This is a genomic window from Psychrobacter aquimaris, assembly GCF_016107525.1.
In the GTDB taxonomy this organism is placed as follows: domain Bacteria; phylum Pseudomonadota; class Gammaproteobacteria; order Pseudomonadales; family Moraxellaceae; genus Psychrobacter; species Psychrobacter aquimaris.
Genome location: NZ_JABASR010000001.1, coordinates 359,980 through 377,163, shown reverse-complemented (window position 1 = coordinate 377,163; position 17,184 = coordinate 359,980). Strand labels below are relative to the sequence as shown.

Here is a 17,184-nt window from a genome sequence, read left to right as displayed (position 1 = left end):
ACTACGCTGAAAACATATCATCATAACGGAAACTTAAATGTACGTTATTAAATCTCTGCCCGCTTTGACCACGTTAAAAAACCTAAGCCGCTATAGCGCCTATGCTATGGTGCTTAGCATTTGTGTTGGTATATCAGCAAGCACTGCCTCACCCACTACTGGTAACCTTAATCAAAATTTATCATCTTGGCAGCAAATAGAGGCGCAAGGTAAAAACCAAGATGTCTACTTTTATGCATGGGGCGGTGACCCGCAGATAAATGCCTATCTACAATGGGCCGCCAAGCAAGTCGATGATAAATATAATATTAACTTAGTTCATGTCAAATTGAGCGACACCAGTGAAGCCGTCAGTCGCGTACTCGCGGAAAAGTCTGCCAATAACAACGATGAAGGCAGCGTGGATCTCATCTGGATAAATGGTGCCAACTTTGCCACCATGAGTGAGAATTCATTATTACTGAAACAATGGGCAAATAAGCTCCCTAACTTTGCCTTGACCGATCCAGAGAATAATCCTGCCGTTAACTTTGATTTTGGTGTGCCGACCAATGGCATGGAAGCGCCATGGGGACAAGCCTCGCTGACTTTTTATTACGACAGCTTATCGACTAATAATCCACCAACTACCTTGAATGAACTGGTCAATTGGACAGCGCGAAATCCTGGACGCTTTAGCTACCCAAAGCCGCCTGACTTTTTAGGCATGAGCTTTTTAAAATACGCGTTAGTCATGCTGCACGAAAATCAGGATGCGAAAACAGGCGAAAACACCAAAGCACAGCTCAACCTGCCAGCCACTGAGCAAAATACAGATATTGTATTAGCTCCTTTATGGAAATTTTTAGATGATTTGCATCCCACTCTATGGCGTAAGGGTAAGCAGTTTGTACAAACGGGCGCGCAAATGCGGCGCTTGGTTGATGATACCGAGCTGAGCTTAGCTTTTACATTTTCCGCGCCTGAAGTGCCAGCGGCAGTGCAGCGTTATGATTTACCCCAGAGCATTCGTAGCTATGCAATGAGTGATGGCAGCTTAAGTAACACGCATTTTGTGGCCATTCCTTATAACGCCAGCCATCCGCAAGCCGCGCAGCTGGTCGCCAACTTTTTGCTGAGCCCAGAAGCACAGGCAAAAAAGCAAACCCCTACTATATGGGGTGATAAAACCGTACTTGTTCCCTCTACGCTCAACCCTGAGCAACAAGCGCTATTTAAAGACAATAAACCACATCCTAGCGCCCTGCCCTTTGATAGCATCAAACGTACCGTGAGTGAACCACATCCAAGCTGGGTTGATGCCATTATGCAAGGCTGGCAGACACGCTATGGGGTCAGCCCATGAGTAGAGATACTAATCATAAAACGGCAAAGGAAAATGTCCATTTTGCAACAATCACTGGCATAACTGCGCCTTATAAAACAGATCTATTTACGCGTATCGTCTCCTTGAGTCCGACATTTTTACTGCTGCTACTGATATTACCGGTACTTGGTGGTTTGGTTTGCGTGCTGTTACCTGCCTTTAGCTGGGTGCCTGCACTTGAGCAAACGACGGTTAGTCTACAAGGCTTTAACGATCTTTGGCAGACGCCTGGTCTTAGCAAAATGGTAGCGTTAAGCATCGCTACTGGATTAATCAGCACGCTATTCGCTTTTGTCATTACCTTAATGATCTTGGCGGCATTTTTTAATAGCGTTTGGCTGACTCGTATTGAGCATTTGCTGAGCCCAATCTTGGTCATTCCTCATGCAGCGGCAGCCATTGCGGTTGGTTTTTTAATTGCGCCTTCTGGTATGTTTTCACGCCTCATCTCACCATGGCTAAGTGGTTGGGAATTGGCTCCAGACGGTATTTTTCCACATGATCCCTACGGCATCAGTATTATCTTGGGTTTAACCTTAAAAGAGCTACCGTTTTTATTACTCATGGCGCTAGGCGCTTTGGCACAACCAGAGCTTGGTAAAAAGCTACGTCAGCAGTATAAAGTCGCGCTAAATCTCGGCTATTACCCCATTACTGCCTTTTTTAAAGCGGTACTTCCTGTCCTCTATCCTTTTTTACGTTTGCCTATCTTAGCCGTGCTTGCCTATGCCAGTGCCAGTGTCGAGATGCCATTGATATTGGGTCCGAACACGCCGCCAACGCTGGCGGTCACTATCATGCAATGGTTCAACGATGTTGATTTAAACTTACGCATAAAAGCCTCGGCAGGCGCGTTATTACAGCTGGCTTTGACGGGTGGTTTAATCGCCTTGTGGCTTGGTGCTGAGAGAGCGATAAAAGCTTGCTTTAATGGCACGTTGGTCAATGGCAAGCGCAACTATGCCGATGCATTATGGCAAAAAATCACCGCAGCGTTGACCACTGTGGTGATTGGCTTTATCTTGCTGGCGCTCATTGGTCTGGTAATGTGGTCAGTGGCTGGTTTTTGGCGCTTTCCCGCCGTATTGCCAGAGCAATTGGTGTTATTACATTTTCAAAGTGCCTTTACGCAAATGGGTACGCCGTTATTTAATACCATTACAATCGGTATCGTGAGTACCGTATTTGCCATTGTGCTGACTTTATTGTGTTTAGAAGCGGAGCAATTAAGTAAAAAACCACTCTCAACATTTACCAGTTTTATTATCTATTTGCCGCTGTTAGTGCCGAGCATTGCTTTTTTATTTGGCTTAGTATGGCTACAGCAACTGGTGAATAATCAAACAGCGTTTTTTAATGTGGCATTTACCCATCTGCTCTTTGTGCTGCCCTATGTGTTTTTATCGCTTGCTAGCAGTTATCGACGTCTAGACCCTCGTTTTGCTCATGTAGCGGCAAGCCTTGGTGCGACGCCAGCCAAAGTATTTTTGCAGGTCAAATTACCACAACTGTTTGCGCCGATTTTGATAGCCATTGCTCTTGGTTTGGCGATTAGCTTCGGTCAATATTTGCCGACATTATTAGCAGGCGGTGGACGTATCGCTACCATTACCACAGAAGCGGTGACCCTCGCCAATGGTGCCAGTAGGCGCACCAGTGCGGTGTATGCCATCATCCAAATGGCGCTACCATTAGTTGGGTTTATATTGGCGTGGATATTACCAAAGTATTTCTTTAAAAGTGGTAAAAACAGCAACCGTTAAAACGTTTTTTGAAATACATTCATTTTGAAGAGCACTGATTCTAAATAGCACTGATTTTGAAAAACAACTAACAATAAAAATGTAAATAAAAGGTCCTTGATGCAATCCTCTTTACAGATAAAAAACTTGCAGTTATATCGACAAGGCGAGCTATTACTGAGCCTAGATGAGCAGATTACTGGTGGTGAAATACTAACCGTCATGGGGCCGTCTGGCAGTGGTAAATCAAGCTTATTGAATTGGCTCACAGGTACCTTACCAAATACTTTTACCGCTACTGGTGACATCTGGTTAAATGATAAAAACCTGAGTCATCTGCCGACGCACCTGCGGCAGATTGGGGTGCTGTACCAAGATGCCCTCCTGTTTTCGCATTTATCAGTCGCGGGTAATATCGCTTTTGCGATGCCTCAAGACAATAAGAAAGGCTATAAGAAGCTCAATAACAAACAGCGCCGTGAAAAAATAGAGCAGGCACTTGAACAAGTTGGCTTAGCAGGTATGGGAAATCGCCATCCTGACAATTTATCAGGCGGACAACAAGCACGCGTGGCGCTACTGCGAACCTTGCTCAGCGCACCAAAAGCGATACTACTCGATGAGCCTTTTAGCAAACTCGATACCCAGCTTCGGGTAGATACGCGGCAACTGGTATTTGAGCAAATTCGCACTCATAAGCTCCCTGCTATCATGGTCACGCACGATCATAGCGATGCCGAGGCCGCAAACGGTAAAATCATTCATTTAGACCTGTAGTTTCAGAATTGTAGTTCTATACATAGAGTCTTAAACGTCAAAGTGAAATACAAAAGGCAAGCGCATGCTAGACAAATTTCTTACGCCCATGATTAAGCCGATACTAAGCCCTGTCGTCGTTGTCTTGCACAAAAGCGGTATTACGGCTGATCAACTCACGGTGGCAGGCTTTTCAATCGGCATGTTAGCCTTGCCATTACTCGCGTTTGAGCTATGGTATGGTGCACTGGCAGCCATTGCATTGAATCGTATCTTTGATGGTCTCGATGGTGCGCTAGCTCGCCATGCCAATCAAAGCTCAAGTGCAGGCGGCTACTTAGATATTACGCTCGACTTTCTCTTTTATGCAGCAGTTCCGCTGGGTTTTATCTTGGCAAACCCTGAACAAAATGCCATTGCCGGCGCTTTATTACTCGCTACCTTTATCGGCACAGGCTCTAGCTTCTTAGCGTTTGCCATCGCGGCAGAAAAGTTTACACTGGATAAACCACAGTTTAAATATAAGAGCTTTTACTATTTAAATGGTTTGACGGAAGGTACCGAAACCATCGCGCTGTTTGTCGCCTTTTGCATTTGGCCACAGCACTTTGTATTACTCGCCAGTATTTTTGCCACTGCCTGCGCGATTACGATTTTTACCCGTATCCATGGCGGCTACCACACCCTTAGGCAGCTAGAAGGAAATATCGATAAAAACAGTAGATAAATAGGATAAGTAAAGAGGCAGCTAATGACTAACGAAGTATGGTGGCGGCTTGGGTTCTTTTTGAGCATTTTAGTGATTATGATGCTGATTGAATGGCGCATGCCTGCACGTAAAACACCGATCAAAAGTAGTAAACGCTGGTTCGCTAACTTTGGCTTGGTTTTTATCTCATCCGTTATTGCTCGTCTAGCGGTGCCTGTCGGTCTAACGGCTGTGGCGCTGTATAATCAGCAGCATGGGATTGGTCTATTTAATATCATCAATTTGCCAAGCATCCTAGTCATCATACTAAGCTTAATATTGCTCGACATCATCATTTACTGGCAACATCGATTATTTCACCGCGTGCCTATGCTATGGTGTTTGCATAAAGTCCATCATGCTGATGCACATGTCGATGCCAGCACAGGGCTTAGGTTTCATCCCATCGAAATCATTTTAAGCATTCTAGTGAAGCTCGTTGCCATCAGCTTGTTGGGTATCCCTGCCATCGCCGTGCTGATATTTGAGATTGCCCTAAATGGCTTAGCGATATTTAACCATGCCAATATTCGCCTGCCGCCTGCGATTGAAAAACCTGTACGCTTAATATTAATGACGCAGATTTTGCACCGTATTCACCATAGCCAGCGCGTCAGTGAGACCAACTCAAACTATGGATTTAGCGTCATCTGGTGGGATTGGATTTTTGGTAGTTATAAGGGGGAAGCACAGCAGTCTGATAATGAGCTAGATATTGGGCTAAAAGAATATCCAGCAGCCAAACAAAATGCCTCGCTATGGGGATTATTGGCAATGCCATTTAGCAATGACTTGGTTAAGAAAAATAAATAACTGTCTCGATGCTGCCTACTTTTGAATGTAAATCAAAGTTACAAATAATTTGAGTGTTCATTCAAATATAATTTGAGCGGTTACTCAAAATGATTTATAGTGGCTGCAGCTGTCGAGCTATTTGAGAAAATATCATCTGTTAAATTGAGCAATCACTCAAATATATATATCAGTTATTTTCCAGTAGATCGCCACACCTGATTTTTACAACCATTTATCAACCACTATCAGAAGGATTTTCACATGACTGAATTTACCCTATACGACAAAAACACAGCCCCAGCAGAAAGCAAAGACTTGCTTGATGTATCTATCAAGGCGTTTGGCAGAGTCCCAGGTCTACATGCCGTCATGGCTGAAGCGCCTGGACTGTTAGAAGGCTATCAACGTCTGCATCAGTTGTTTTTAGACAGCAGTTTCGATGATGAGGAAGTCACGGTCGTCTGGCAAACCATCAACGTCGAACATGATTGTCATTACTGCGTTCCTGCCCATACAGGCATCGCCAAAAGCATGAAAGTAGATGATGCCATTACCGAAGCATTGCGTAACGAGACACCATTACCGACTGAAAAATTAGAAGCGTTACGCGACTTTACACTATCGGTCATTCGTGATCGTGGTAACGTTAATGACGACGCGGTGCAAGCATTCTTAGATGCGGGCTTTACTAAGCGTCAGATTTTAGAAGTGGTACTTGCAGCGGCGCAAAAAGTCATGAGCAACTATACCAATCATCTGGCCAACACACCTATAGATAGTATTTTCCAAAAGTATGAATGGCACAAAGTTGATTAATGCGTTATTGACGGAATAAGGGGTCACTATGAATAAGTCAGAGAAACCATTACGCATAGACATCGTATAAGACGTGGTTTATCGTGGTGCGTCGTCGGCTATAGACAATTGGCAGCGGCATTAAAACAAACCAACACCGCCCATGAAATTCATTGGCATCCATTTGAGCTGAACACCAAAGAAATACGCGCAGCCGAGCAATACTGTCAGCAACAAGGCATCCAAAGTGTGCCGTCCATAATTTTCAATGAGCGTCACTTAATCAGCGGTGCTCAAGGCGTTAACAATTATGAAAGCATCTTACAGCAGTTGGCGGAGATGCCAGACTAAATCATTTTTTATTGATGATTAGGTCTTTAATATAAAGGGTTGTAGAAGCGTTATTAGTCTTAGACTATGTAATGCCTCTACAACCCTTTTTCATGACCTTTTTTTATGATACGAATACTAAACCTTGGCAGGCACATCAATACGCAGCGCTTCTATAGAGAGCGCCATATCTTCAGCCAACGCTTGCACTGCTGCACTCTCAACATCACGCTGCGCAAAAGCACGCAGCCCCATGATTTCCGCCTGTAGTCGTCGTCCAAGCCTAGTCGCGTCAAGCTCAGTATCAAGCTCACCCAGCCGCTGTGCTTCGGTAAAGTAATTTATAAAATGCAGCTCCATATCTGCCAGCAGCATTTCAACTTTTTGTAGCGCTGTCTGCTCACGAGCACCAAGCTCTAGTAAGCTTTTGACCAGCATACAAGCCTGACTCGGCAACCCTTTATCACGAATACCGCCCAGCTGACGTACAAAAGCGGCCAACCCCAGCAACGGTGATTGATAAGCGTCCATTACCCGCTCAAGCTCACTCAAACCTAGGCGAGCATAGTAATCTAACGCTTCTTGAAATAATCCATCTTTACTGCCAAACGCAGCATAAATGCTTCCCGGACGCATATCGAGCGCCTCTTCTATATCTTTTAAAGAAGTAGCATGAAAGCCTTTTTGCCAAAAAAGCTGTAACGCGCGTTCTAAGGCATCCTGACGGTTATAAAGTGCGGTACGTGACATAGTTTTTCCATCTCAAAAGCCGTAACCTCATGTAAAAATAAGCACAGCGATAAAATTTGAATGATTGCTCAATTTTATCTTGAATGGCATTCTTAGTCCAGTAAAGTTAATTTACAAAGCAAATATCTCATTTAGCGATTGGTAGCAATATCAATGGCTAAATGAGATATGAAAGCGCCCAACGTTTAATCCGTCAATAGCACATGCTTGCTTTTTTGATACGCAGACAAGCCATCTACACCCAGCTCACGACCGATACCGCTTTGCTTAAACCCGCCCCACCCTGACTCTGGCAATACAATCTGTTGTTCATTGATCCAAATATGACCCGCTTGTATCTGTAGCGCCATCTCTATTGCCGCCGTTTCATCAGCGCTAACAATGCTCGCCGCCAACGCATACTTACTATCATTGGCTAAAGCAATTGCCTCTGCATGGTCTGTAAACGTTTGACTCACTAGTACTGGCCCAAAAACCTCTTCTGTCCATAATTGGCTGGTCACTGGGACGTTGGTATAAATGGTCGGCATCGCAAAATACCCTTGCCGATTTAAGACCTCACCACCAGTGAGACAAATTAGGCTTTCGGCAGCAGCAATGTCAAAATATTTTTTTACTTGATTCAGTTGCTGCTCACTAACCAGTGGACCCATTTGCGTGTCAGTGTCAAAGCCATCACCGATTTTCAGACTTTCTGTCTTAACTTTTAATGTCTCGAACAACGACTGAGCAATGCTTTCATGAACAAGCAGCCTTGAGGTGGCTGAACAGATCTGACCAGCATTGGTAAATATACCACCGATGATTAAATCACAAGCGTCGTCGATATCAGCATCTGCACATACGACGATGGCTGACTTACCGCCCAGCTCTAGACTGATATCCTTGATACCTTTTGCCGCTTGGCTCATTACCTTTTCACCAACAGCGTTGCTACCGGTAAAAGAAACTTTGTCAATCAAAGGATGGCAGGTCATGGCAGCGCCCACTTCGGCTGCACCCGGTAAAATATTAACGACTCCTTTCGGTAGTTTAATATCAGACAATATATTGCCCAGCATTACCTCTGGCAATAATGTCACCTCAGAGGGTTTTAATAGCACCGTACAGCCTGCAGCCAATGCAGGAGCTAACTTCCAAGCAGTGGTCACCATCGGAAAATTCCATGGGACAATAAGGGCGCAAATACCAACAGGTGCATACGTTTTTAGCAAACGTATGCCTGACTCGCTGGTGGATACCTCCGACCAAGTCGCTTGTTCTATGATGAGATTGGCATAATAGCGATAGCAGGCAATGGCATCGCTCACGTCTATTTTTGCCTCTTCAATGGGCTTACCATTATTTAACACAGACAATCCAACCAATTTGTCAAACTGCTGCTCCATCTTATCGGCAATGGCATTGAGATACGATGCACGCATGCTTACGGTGGTTTGCGACCAAGATGGATACGCGGTAGCAGCCGCTTTGACTGCCATTTCTACCTGTGCTTTGGTACAAAATCTAGTTGTAGCGATGATTTCTCCCGAATTTGAATCATATAAATCATAGTTTGCATCATAGCTATCTGCGTCAGCAATATCGGTAGCAGGCGCTTCAATAGTCATCCATTTGCCATCTATATACGCTGCATTTAACATCACTTCATCTTGAACCGTTTGGCTGGCGCTTTCTCTCGTTAAACTGCTAGTATTCGTCATTTCCATGATGGTCAATTGCCTTATATGGTTTGATATAATTATCTTTATACGTATTGTCTTTATAAGTATCGCTATAAATTATTCGCTAAATAATCGGTTTACCTGACTAAAGAATAAACCGACTATTTAGCACATTATCGTTACACTAGAGGCTTGGTTGATATTGGCTGCATGGCTAATAAAGTAGATGCGCCACTGAGGTAATCACCACCAAACTGATAAGAGTACGAAGAATAAAAATCATAAATAGCTCTAACACATTGAGCTTAATATTTGATTTCAAAATCAGCGCGCCCACTTCAGACATATAGATAATCTGAGTAATAGAACATGCACCAACGATGAATCTTGTCATCTCACTCTCAATGCTTTTGCCGACCAAGGCTGGCAAGTACATATCCGCAAAGCCCATAATCATGGCAGGTGCAGCTTTTGCCGCTTCTGGAATCTGCAACCATTCAAGCAGCGGTACTAGCGGTGTAGCCAACCAGTTGAAGACAGGCGTGTACTCTGCTAAGCCAAGGCCAATGGTACCAATCGCAAAGATAACAGGGATCAGTCCAAAGTAGATGTCGAACAGATTGTTTAGGCTGCGTTTGAACACGTGACCCAAGCTAGGCATAGAATGTGCGCGAGTAACTGCACGATTGATTGCCCACTGATAAGTGGTGTACTCAGCAGGAATACCTTCGTCCAGCATACTTTTACCGGAGTGATAAGTATCAGGCTTAAGTGATAATGGTGGTATACGCGGCATAATAATCGCAGCGATAAAACCTGTCAGCGCAATCGTCAGATAAAAATAGACAAAGTTATTGTCCACACCGATAGTTTTGGCAACCACATAAGTGAAAGCGATAGAAGTCACTGAAAAGGTGGTTGCAATGATGGCCGCTTCACGCTGACTGTAGAAACTCTTATCATACTCTTGCATGGTGACTAGCAAGCCGATAGAAGCCGCGCCAAACCAAGAAGACATCGCATCAACCGCTGAGCGTCCTGGCAACTTAAAAAGCTTGACAAATATCTTACTGGACAATGTGCCCAAGAACTCCATGAGGCCAAAGTCAGTCAAAAATGGCAGCGATAAAATAGCAAAGAAAAACAACGGAATCAGAATGGGGATCAAGTCTTCGAAAATGACGCCGCCCGTATTGCGATTAATAATAAACTCAGGGCCGACTTGCAGATAAATCATCCAAACAAACACCATACCTAACAAACGCGTAGTGAGCCAAAACCAATCAACATCAAAAAGATTTTTTATTAGTGAACCTTCCTGCAAATTGGGTTTTAAAGCCTTTACTGCTAGTGCCCCGAGACAGGATATTGTCACTATCGCCATGGCGATATAGACCACAAAACCACCCAAAAATGCTTGCAAAGTATCGGTCAACACGCCCAATAAAATTGTGACCTTGCCGTCCCATTGAAACGGAATGATAAATAGTGCAACACCCAATGCTGAAAATAGTAAGAACTTCCACATTGACGCACGCCACTGCTCTGCTTGCGGCGTTTCTGAATCGAAAGCAGCGTTTCCTAAGATCGGTTGCTGCGACTTATCGAGATAATTCGTCATTTAATTCCTCCTTGATGGGCGATAATCGCCAATTTTTCCATTTTGCTGTCTGACCAATGCCTGGGTTTAGCGAATTGGTCGGATCTAGTTTTTTATAAAAATTATGTAGTGCAGGTTTTGCGGTATATACATGACCGACATTGTGTTCAGCAGGGTACTCTATACGACGTTGATCGTAGAACGCCAACAACTCATCCTTGAATTTTTTTGCATCCACTTCAGGGTATAACAGATAGTCTTGATGCATGACATGACAGAAAAAATGCCCCAAATAAAAGGTTTCACTTACCTGCTTTTGTAAATTAATAGGTAGCACCTCATCCCAATCTACGGCATTCCTTGGTAAGGCAATATCAGTAGACAACAGCTCTCCAAACTTTGTGTGGTTAAGGTTGTGATAACGAAACATGGCAGCGGTTGCGGCACTGCGAAACACCAATAATGCTTGCGACTCTTCTGCTGTACAGAGATTTACGACGCCTTGATGCTGCTGCATATGGGACTGTAGAAATGCTTGAGCGGCGGCAATATGATGATTACTACCATTATCACTACCATTATCATCGTCACTACTATGATCACTGTCATTCGCGACTTTAATGATTAAATGATAACGATAGGAGCGCGCCTGCTCAGCCAAAGAGTCTGGTAATGACGGCGGCATGAAAACACCAGCTATTTGTAGCATTCGGTCTGGTAAAGTCTGAGGCAGTCGCCATTTAGCCAAATAATAACCAATCTTGGCTTGTAACCGATACAACACTCCTATCTTACTGGCAGGCAGTTTTCGCATACTTAAACAAGTATCACGGCCATGGCGCATGGTAATATCGTTATAATTTTTGTGCATATATTCTGCCAAAATAGGCAGGTTCAGCGCACTTTTTAACCACTGTTGCCTGAGTGTGGTCAAAGTATTGGCATCATTGGTCGAGATATAGAATGTTTGCTCTTGCGTCGGTTTGGCAAATGTCGCGACTCGAACCGCAAAGACGATGACTTTGCCTGCTGAACCAGAAGCTTCATATAATCTGTTAGGGTCATTATTAAATCTGGCAGGCGTGTCTGCCTCGCAATCGCGCACTTTGTGTTGATAATAGTGGTTTGTACAGGACTTACTGTTGGCACTCTCTGGATTTTTATTGAACGTGCCAGTTTGTAGGTTTCCAAGCATCTCTTCTGGATCTACACCTAAATCAATGCCTAAGTGATTGATTAATTCAAACTCACCCATAGTATTACGTTTGGCAAATAGCGACATCTCGGTATACGCCGGACCACGCTGCACCAACATACCGCCAGAGCTGTTGCAGATACCACCAATCACCGAAGCACCAACACAACTAGAGCCCAGCACTGAATGTGGCTCACGCCCTAATGGCGCAAGCTGAGACTCCAACTGCTGAAGGCTAGCTGCTGGCAATGCAATAAGCTCTGCTGCGTCATTGAGGAGATGAACACCGCCCAATAGTTGCATAGAAATCATGACGACTGCTCGATCGTACTCTCCATACGGTGTGGAGCCTCCGGTCAGCCCTGTGTTAGCGGCCTGCGCAATAATAATCACATCAACCGCTGCACAGAGGTTAATGACGCGCCATAGTGCCACAAGCGAGTCTGGTATCACCACTGCCACGACAGCATTCGTGATAGCCGCAATCGCCCCTTGTGCATACGACTGCTGCTGACTGGGCTTGGTCAATACATTGGTCGGACCAACAACGGCAGATAAATCCATTAATAAGCTTGCCAGCAAATTACTTAAGCGACCAGACGAGCGGTTAGAATGTGGCATCATAGACGTTCTTCCTTGAGCGACCAGTCTTTAGTATGCTTAGTATTGGTATTGTTAGCTAAAGCAGGTAAACGTCTTACCCATTTCAATCAGAAAGTCATCGGCTTCATCAATTTCATAAATGATGGGTTGCTTGCCTTTGATGTCTTCTTTTAAAGCGTCGAGCAGTTGCTGTTTTGCTGTAATTCTGCGATAGCCTGCGCCAAAGCCTGCTGCTAATGGCTCAAAATGCGGCGTCTTAATATTAACCCCGATCAGTGGCAACCCACCCTCCTCCATGTAACGACGAATTTCACCATAGCCTTGATTGTTCCAAAGCAGGACAATCAATGGCAGCTCAAGCTCGGCGGCACAAATGAGTTCCGCAATCGTAAACTGAATCCCACCATCGCCAATCAAGCTGACAACCGGATTTTTTGAGCCAATCATGGCCCCAATGGCGGCAGGCAAACCATAGCCTAACGTGCCAAACCCTGTTGACGAGTTAAACCATCGACGCGTCGCTAATGCCTCAAAACCAAGATTGCCGCTATAGACAGGCTGCGTCGAGTCGCCAACGAAGATGACGTCTTTCACTTCATCTCGAATCAACTGAAGTAGCGCATTTTGCCCAGAAAAATCTGGTGTCACATCATTTATTAGTGCTTGTTTTGCCTCGTTCACTCGTGATATCGCTTGATGATTTAACGCCTGACCCTCTAAGCGTTTGCAGAGACCACTGACAGCCATTTGTGCATCAGACAATACCGCAATATCAGCTCTAAAAGGACGCTGCAATTGCTGAGCATCGCAGTCAATGCGAATCAACATACCGTTGATTTTAAACTCGCCATTAAAGAACACGTCATAATCAGTCTCACCCAGCTCAGTACCAATCGCCAACACCCAATCAGCCTCTGTAATCACGGCTCGGCCTGCATCTAATGACTGATTGCTACCCAAACTCAACGGATGACCCGGTGGCAGTAGCCCTTTGGCATTGATGGTCAAAAACGTCGGTGCATCGATAAGCTCTGCCAGTGTTTGCGCATCATGATCGACATCGACGCAGCCACCGCCATACAGCAATACTGGGGTTTTTGCGGTTTTTAATGACTCGATAATCAAATCCAATTGTGCTGGATTTGGTAGTGGTCTCATTACCTGCGGTAGCGTTAAACCATGTGCATCAGCTGAATTGTTTGCAAAGTTATTTAAATAAGGTGTTAAATTAGATGGCTTGGCGACATGACTGGCATCGGCGGTAATCACATCAATGGGAATCTGGATATGCACTGGCCCTGGACGCGCACCGTTAAATAAGGCAAAGGCTTCGGCGATGATCTTGGGTAACGATTCAGGCTGCCAGATGGTTTTGCTAGTGAGCGCTACCTTGCTGACCATGCCTTGTTGGTCATGCAATTCATGTAAGTGCCCTTCGCCACTACCCGTATCTTTCACTTTGTTGACACTAGAAATGACCAGCATCGGTATAGAGTCAGCCAAAGCTTGTGCCATGGCAGTCATGATGTTCGTCATACCCGGACCCGTGATGATAAAACATACGCCGATCTTGCCAGAGGCGCGATAATAACCATCAGCCATGAACCCAGCGCCTTGCTCGTGACGCGGAGTCACGTGGCGAATACTGGTATTGGGTAGACCGCGATATAGCTCTACGGTATGGACCCCCGGTATGCCAAAGACAGTCTCCACCCCATAATATTCTAGCCACTGGACGAGCAACTCACCGCAGGTCAGAGGCTGGGTGTCAAATGATGAAAGAGGTTTCTGTGTCAATTGGGTCATGGGGTAATCCTCCTAAAAATTTTAATCAGTGTTGGGTTAGATGTTTTATTTGAAATAGCTTTTTATTTAACGTCGTTATTTTTTAAGTAGCTATTTATTTAGAGTAATGATTGAGTGTGACAAATCACAAATCATGACGCCTTAACCAGTTATCAATCATCACATGCAAACGCTTGCCTGAAAAACTAGGAAAGTGACCGCCATGGACGACACGCACAGGCAATGCATTCAGACGGCGCATACTCTTGGCATAGTCAGTCATGTCGCTGTGCCATGTATCTTCGATCAATGGGCCGTCATAGATGAGATCACCCGAGATCAGCGTTTCGCTCGCCGCCTCCCACAAGGCAATGCCACCTGGTGAATGACCAGGTGTATGAATGACCTCAAATTGACGATTACCTAAATCGATCATGTCACCATCTTCTAATTGCATAATTTTTGCGGGTGCAATGATTTTATAACCGCAATGGGCATAAGGCTCAGGCGGTAGCGCGTCAAACATCTCGTCATTGACAAACATATCTGCCAACGTACGAGCATTGTCTGGTTCAACGAGAATATGGGCTTCAGCAGAATGTACGTGACAGCAGTCAAACTCGCTCGCAGCGCCGATGTGATCAAAGTGCGTATGACTGGCAACGCCCACGATATCGCGATCCGTGAGCAAAGCAACATGACGACGCAGCGGTACAGCACCTAATCCGAAATCTACTAATAAATCGCGCTGGCTGCCGCGCACGTGCCACAGATTGCAGCGAAAAAACGGCTTGATCCATGGCTCATCGATGAGCGTAATACCATCGCTATGGGCTGTGGTACGGTACCAGTTTTCTGGTTTGATACGCGCTAGTGATTGTTCGCTCATAAATCAGCTCCATCAGAAATTTGTAGATCTTTGAGATAATCTTGGTGCGTACGGCTCTCATCAATACGGGCAAGATCAATATCTACTATCATGGTGCCAGCTGCTAAGCCAAGTCTACCGAGCACCTCACCATCGGGGCCAGCGACGATGCTATTGCCACAATAATGAAGTTTTTCTTCTATCCCCGAGCGGTTGATACAAGCGACAAAGCATTGATTGTCCATGGCTCGAGCGCGTATTTGAAGTACTTGACGCTCTGCATTTGGCAGCATGTTTGCTGTCGGTGACAGGATGATTTGTGCCCCTGCTTGCGCTAGCTCTCTTGCTACTTCTGGAAACTCATTGTCATAACAAATCATCAATCCCAGTTTGCCAAATCGCGTATCGACGACGCAGGACTTTTTACCTGCTGTAAAGCACTGGTGCTCGCGATCCCACAAGTAACGCTTATCATAAGTCGCAAGGTGCTGCCCGTTGTCGTCTATTAGGATGGCAACATTACTCAGCTCGCCATTGGGTCGGCGCTCAGCGAGACCAAATAACACATGTAAATTGTACTGATTAGCCAGCTTCGCCACTTGGGTCACAATTGGACCGTCGATGGCTTCCGCTAAACGATCAAGATGCTCGAAGATGTTGTAGCCTGTGAAAGCCAACTCCGGCAGTGCGAGCAGATCTACTTTTGCCTCCACGGCTAGGCGGCAAAGCGACTCTAATGTTTCTAGATTGGTCGTAGGTTCAGCCAATAAAGGATTGGTTTGGGCTATCATCAATTTCATAATGACCGCTCCTCTTGAGCTGAAGTGATGGCATCACTAGGACGAGTAAACAAAATAGCGCCTAACCAGTAGAAACCGCCCGTGATGATAAAGACAGGCAACGATGCACCGAACGACGGCGGCGCAATCAAGGTCCAGTAAGCTGCCAATGCCGCACCAATTATATAAGCGCCGATAGCAATCTTTGCTGTAGGACGTCCCAATTGATGCGTGGCGTCAAGCAATTTTGCGGTATAGCCTTCTTTGCTGACAAGGTAATAATCAACAATCATGACTGAGAATGCGGGGATGAATAGTGCACCTACGACCAATAGGAAGTTTTGGAATTGATCTAAAATACCCGGAATTAGCGCACCAAAAATAGTCACCAGACCAATGATTAAGGCCGGTTTCCAAAAGCTCATATTGGGTTTGATGTTCATGCAGGATAGCGTGGCACTATAGACTGCCATGACATTGGTGGTCATGACCGAGAAGAAAATGACCAGTGCTGCTGGCAAACCAAAACCAAAGTCAGCAAGCAAACGCGTCGGATCATAAGTCTGCTCCATGCCATACATAATAGATAATCCTGAGATGGTAGCGCCCAAGCCCATCGCAACGATGGCTGCCGTGATGTAACCAAAATAAGTGCCCCATATGGCAACTTTTGGGGATTTGCAATTGCGATTGTAATCAGCGGCCGAAGACATCCACGAAAAGGCAGTAGCGATGACGATATCGAAGGCGATACCTAATGTAATGCCATTACGCGATTCAACGGGCATCTCAAACAGTGTTGAGACATCATAATGTTGATTTAACTGATAGAGGACTATAACGGTGAGCGCAGCCATTGCCAATGCGGCCCAGCGCTCAACAAGCTCAATACCGAGGTGACCACGTAGCACAATAAGCACTACCACTGTCTCGCATAAAATAACAAACAGCGGCAGGTTGCTATAACCCGTGGTAGCTTCTATTGCATAGTCAAGACTCATGCCAGCCAGCAGCGCCTGAATACAGCTCCACGCAATCAGCACACCCATATTCACTAATGAGATCAGCTGACTACCAACTGGGCCATAAGCTCTGCGTGTCAACGCCATCGAAGGCAACCCTGTGCGTTGACCCATTAAACCGACCAAAAGCAGTGGAATTGCCCCGATTAATGAACCAATGAGCACGGTGGTGATAGCGGTAGTAAACCGTAAATCAGGTACGAGTAGCATGCCCGTTAAGATAGTCGTCACCACGATATTGGCACCGAACCATAGCGCAAACGTACCAATCGAACCTAAACTATGACCAACATCATTTGGAGAGAGCGTGTCTTGACCAAAAAATGAAGAGGATTTACTCATTGGGGTCTTCCTTAACCGAATTATATTCATACCAGTAACTCAAT

The 17,184-nt window shown here is 45.2% G+C and carries 15 protein-coding genes; 7 read left to right on the top strand and 8 right to left on the bottom strand.

The genetic code is table 11. From position 1 onward, the window contains the following. The first annotated feature begins 37 nt into the window (after positions 1 to 37). The 7 genes from JFC10_RS01655 (at position 38) to JFC10_RS01625 (ending at position 6,553) form a co-directional block, all read left to right on the top strand. Positions 38 to 1,345 (top strand): ABC transporter substrate-binding protein, encoded by a 1,308-nt coding sequence (locus JFC10_RS01655; RefSeq protein WP_198331360.1) that lies wholly within the window; start codon positions 38 to 40, stop codon positions 1,343 to 1,345. Continuing rightward, positions 1,342 to 3,129: an ABC transporter permease gene (locus JFC10_RS01650; RefSeq protein WP_227685863.1), complete on the top strand. Its 1,788-nt coding sequence runs from the start codon at positions 1,342 to 1,344 to the stop codon at positions 3,127 to 3,129. The genes JFC10_RS01655 and JFC10_RS01650 overlap by 4 nt, the downstream gene beginning before the upstream one ends. Positions 3,130 to 3,228: 99 nt before the next feature. Continuing rightward, complete coding sequence (locus tag JFC10_RS01645) at positions 3,229 to 3,885, top strand: ATP-binding cassette domain-containing protein (protein WP_198331359.1); 657 nt, start codon at positions 3,229 to 3,231, stop codon at positions 3,883 to 3,885. A gap of 64 nt (positions 3,886 to 3,949) precedes the next feature. Further along, positions 3,950 to 4,591 carry a CDP-alcohol phosphatidyltransferase family protein gene (locus JFC10_RS01640; protein WP_198331358.1) on the top strand — a complete coding sequence of 214 codons (642 nt, stop codon included), beginning with the start codon at positions 3,950 to 3,952 and terminating at the stop codon, positions 4,589 to 4,591. Between the two features lie 24 nt (positions 4,592 to 4,615). After that, complete coding sequence (locus JFC10_RS01635) at positions 4,616 to 5,425, top strand: sterol desaturase family protein (protein ID WP_198331357.1); 810 nt, start codon at positions 4,616 to 4,618, stop codon at positions 5,423 to 5,425. Between the two features lie 243 nt (positions 5,426 to 5,668). Beyond that, positions 5,669 to 6,223, top strand: a complete 555-nt coding sequence (locus tag JFC10_RS01630) for a carboxymuconolactone decarboxylase family protein (protein ID WP_198331356.1) — start codon at positions 5,669 to 5,671, stop codon at positions 6,221 to 6,223. A gap of 108 nt (positions 6,224 to 6,331) precedes the next feature. Further along, a complete protein-coding gene (locus JFC10_RS01625; protein ID WP_406947317.1) occupies positions 6,332 to 6,553 on the top strand; it encodes a DsbA family oxidoreductase in 222 nt (73 codons plus the stop codon). Positions 6,554 to 6,670: 117 nt separating this feature from the next. On the opposite strand, the gene JFC10_RS01620 is transcribed toward JFC10_RS01625, so the two are convergent. From JFC10_RS01620 to JFC10_RS01585, 8 genes are all read right to left on the bottom strand, one after another. After that, positions 6,671 to 7,282, bottom strand: coding sequence for a TetR/AcrR family transcriptional regulator (locus JFC10_RS01620; RefSeq protein ID WP_198331355.1), 612 nt, complete (start codon positions 7,280 to 7,282; stop codon positions 6,671 to 6,673). Between the two features lie 185 nt (positions 7,283 to 7,467). Beyond that, entirely contained in the window at positions 7,468 to 8,991 is a 1,524-nt protein-coding gene (locus JFC10_RS01615; RefSeq protein WP_227685864.1) for an aldehyde dehydrogenase family protein, read from the bottom strand. Positions 8,992 to 9,160: 169 nt separating this feature from the next. Next, positions 9,161 to 10,567: a YjiH family protein gene (locus JFC10_RS01610; RefSeq protein WP_198331354.1), complete on the bottom strand. Its 1,407-nt coding sequence runs from the start codon at positions 10,565 to 10,567 to the stop codon at positions 9,161 to 9,163. Then, a complete protein-coding gene (gene dld / locus JFC10_RS01605) occupies positions 10,548 to 12,365 on the bottom strand; it encodes a D-lactate dehydrogenase (protein ID WP_198331353.1) in 1,818 nt (605 codons plus the stop codon). The genes JFC10_RS01610 and dld overlap by 20 nt, the downstream gene beginning before the upstream one ends. 51 nt (positions 12,366 to 12,416) lie before the next feature. Next, the gene (locus JFC10_RS01600; protein ID WP_198331352.1) at positions 12,417 to 14,150 is read right to left on the bottom strand and encodes a 5-guanidino-2-oxopentanoate decarboxylase; all 1,734 of its coding nucleotides are present in this window, start codon (positions 14,148 to 14,150) and stop codon (positions 12,417 to 12,419) included. Positions 14,151 to 14,274: 124 nt separating this feature from the next. Further along, on the bottom strand, positions 14,275 to 15,018 hold the full coding sequence (locus JFC10_RS01595) for an MBL fold metallo-hydrolase (protein ID WP_198331351.1): 744 nt from the start codon (positions 15,016 to 15,018) through the stop codon (positions 14,275 to 14,277). Further along, positions 15,015 to 15,797, bottom strand: a complete 783-nt coding sequence (locus tag JFC10_RS01590) for a carbon-nitrogen hydrolase family protein (RefSeq protein WP_198331350.1) — start codon at positions 15,795 to 15,797, stop codon at positions 15,015 to 15,017. The genes JFC10_RS01595 and JFC10_RS01590 overlap by 4 nt, the downstream gene beginning before the upstream one ends. After that, complete coding sequence (locus JFC10_RS01585; RefSeq protein ID WP_198331349.1) at positions 15,794 to 17,140, bottom strand: purine-cytosine permease family protein; 1,347 nt, start codon at positions 17,138 to 17,140, stop codon at positions 15,794 to 15,796. Before JFC10_RS01585 ends, JFC10_RS01590 begins: the two co-directional genes overlap by 4 nt. Positions 17,141 to 17,184: the final 44 nt, after the last annotated feature.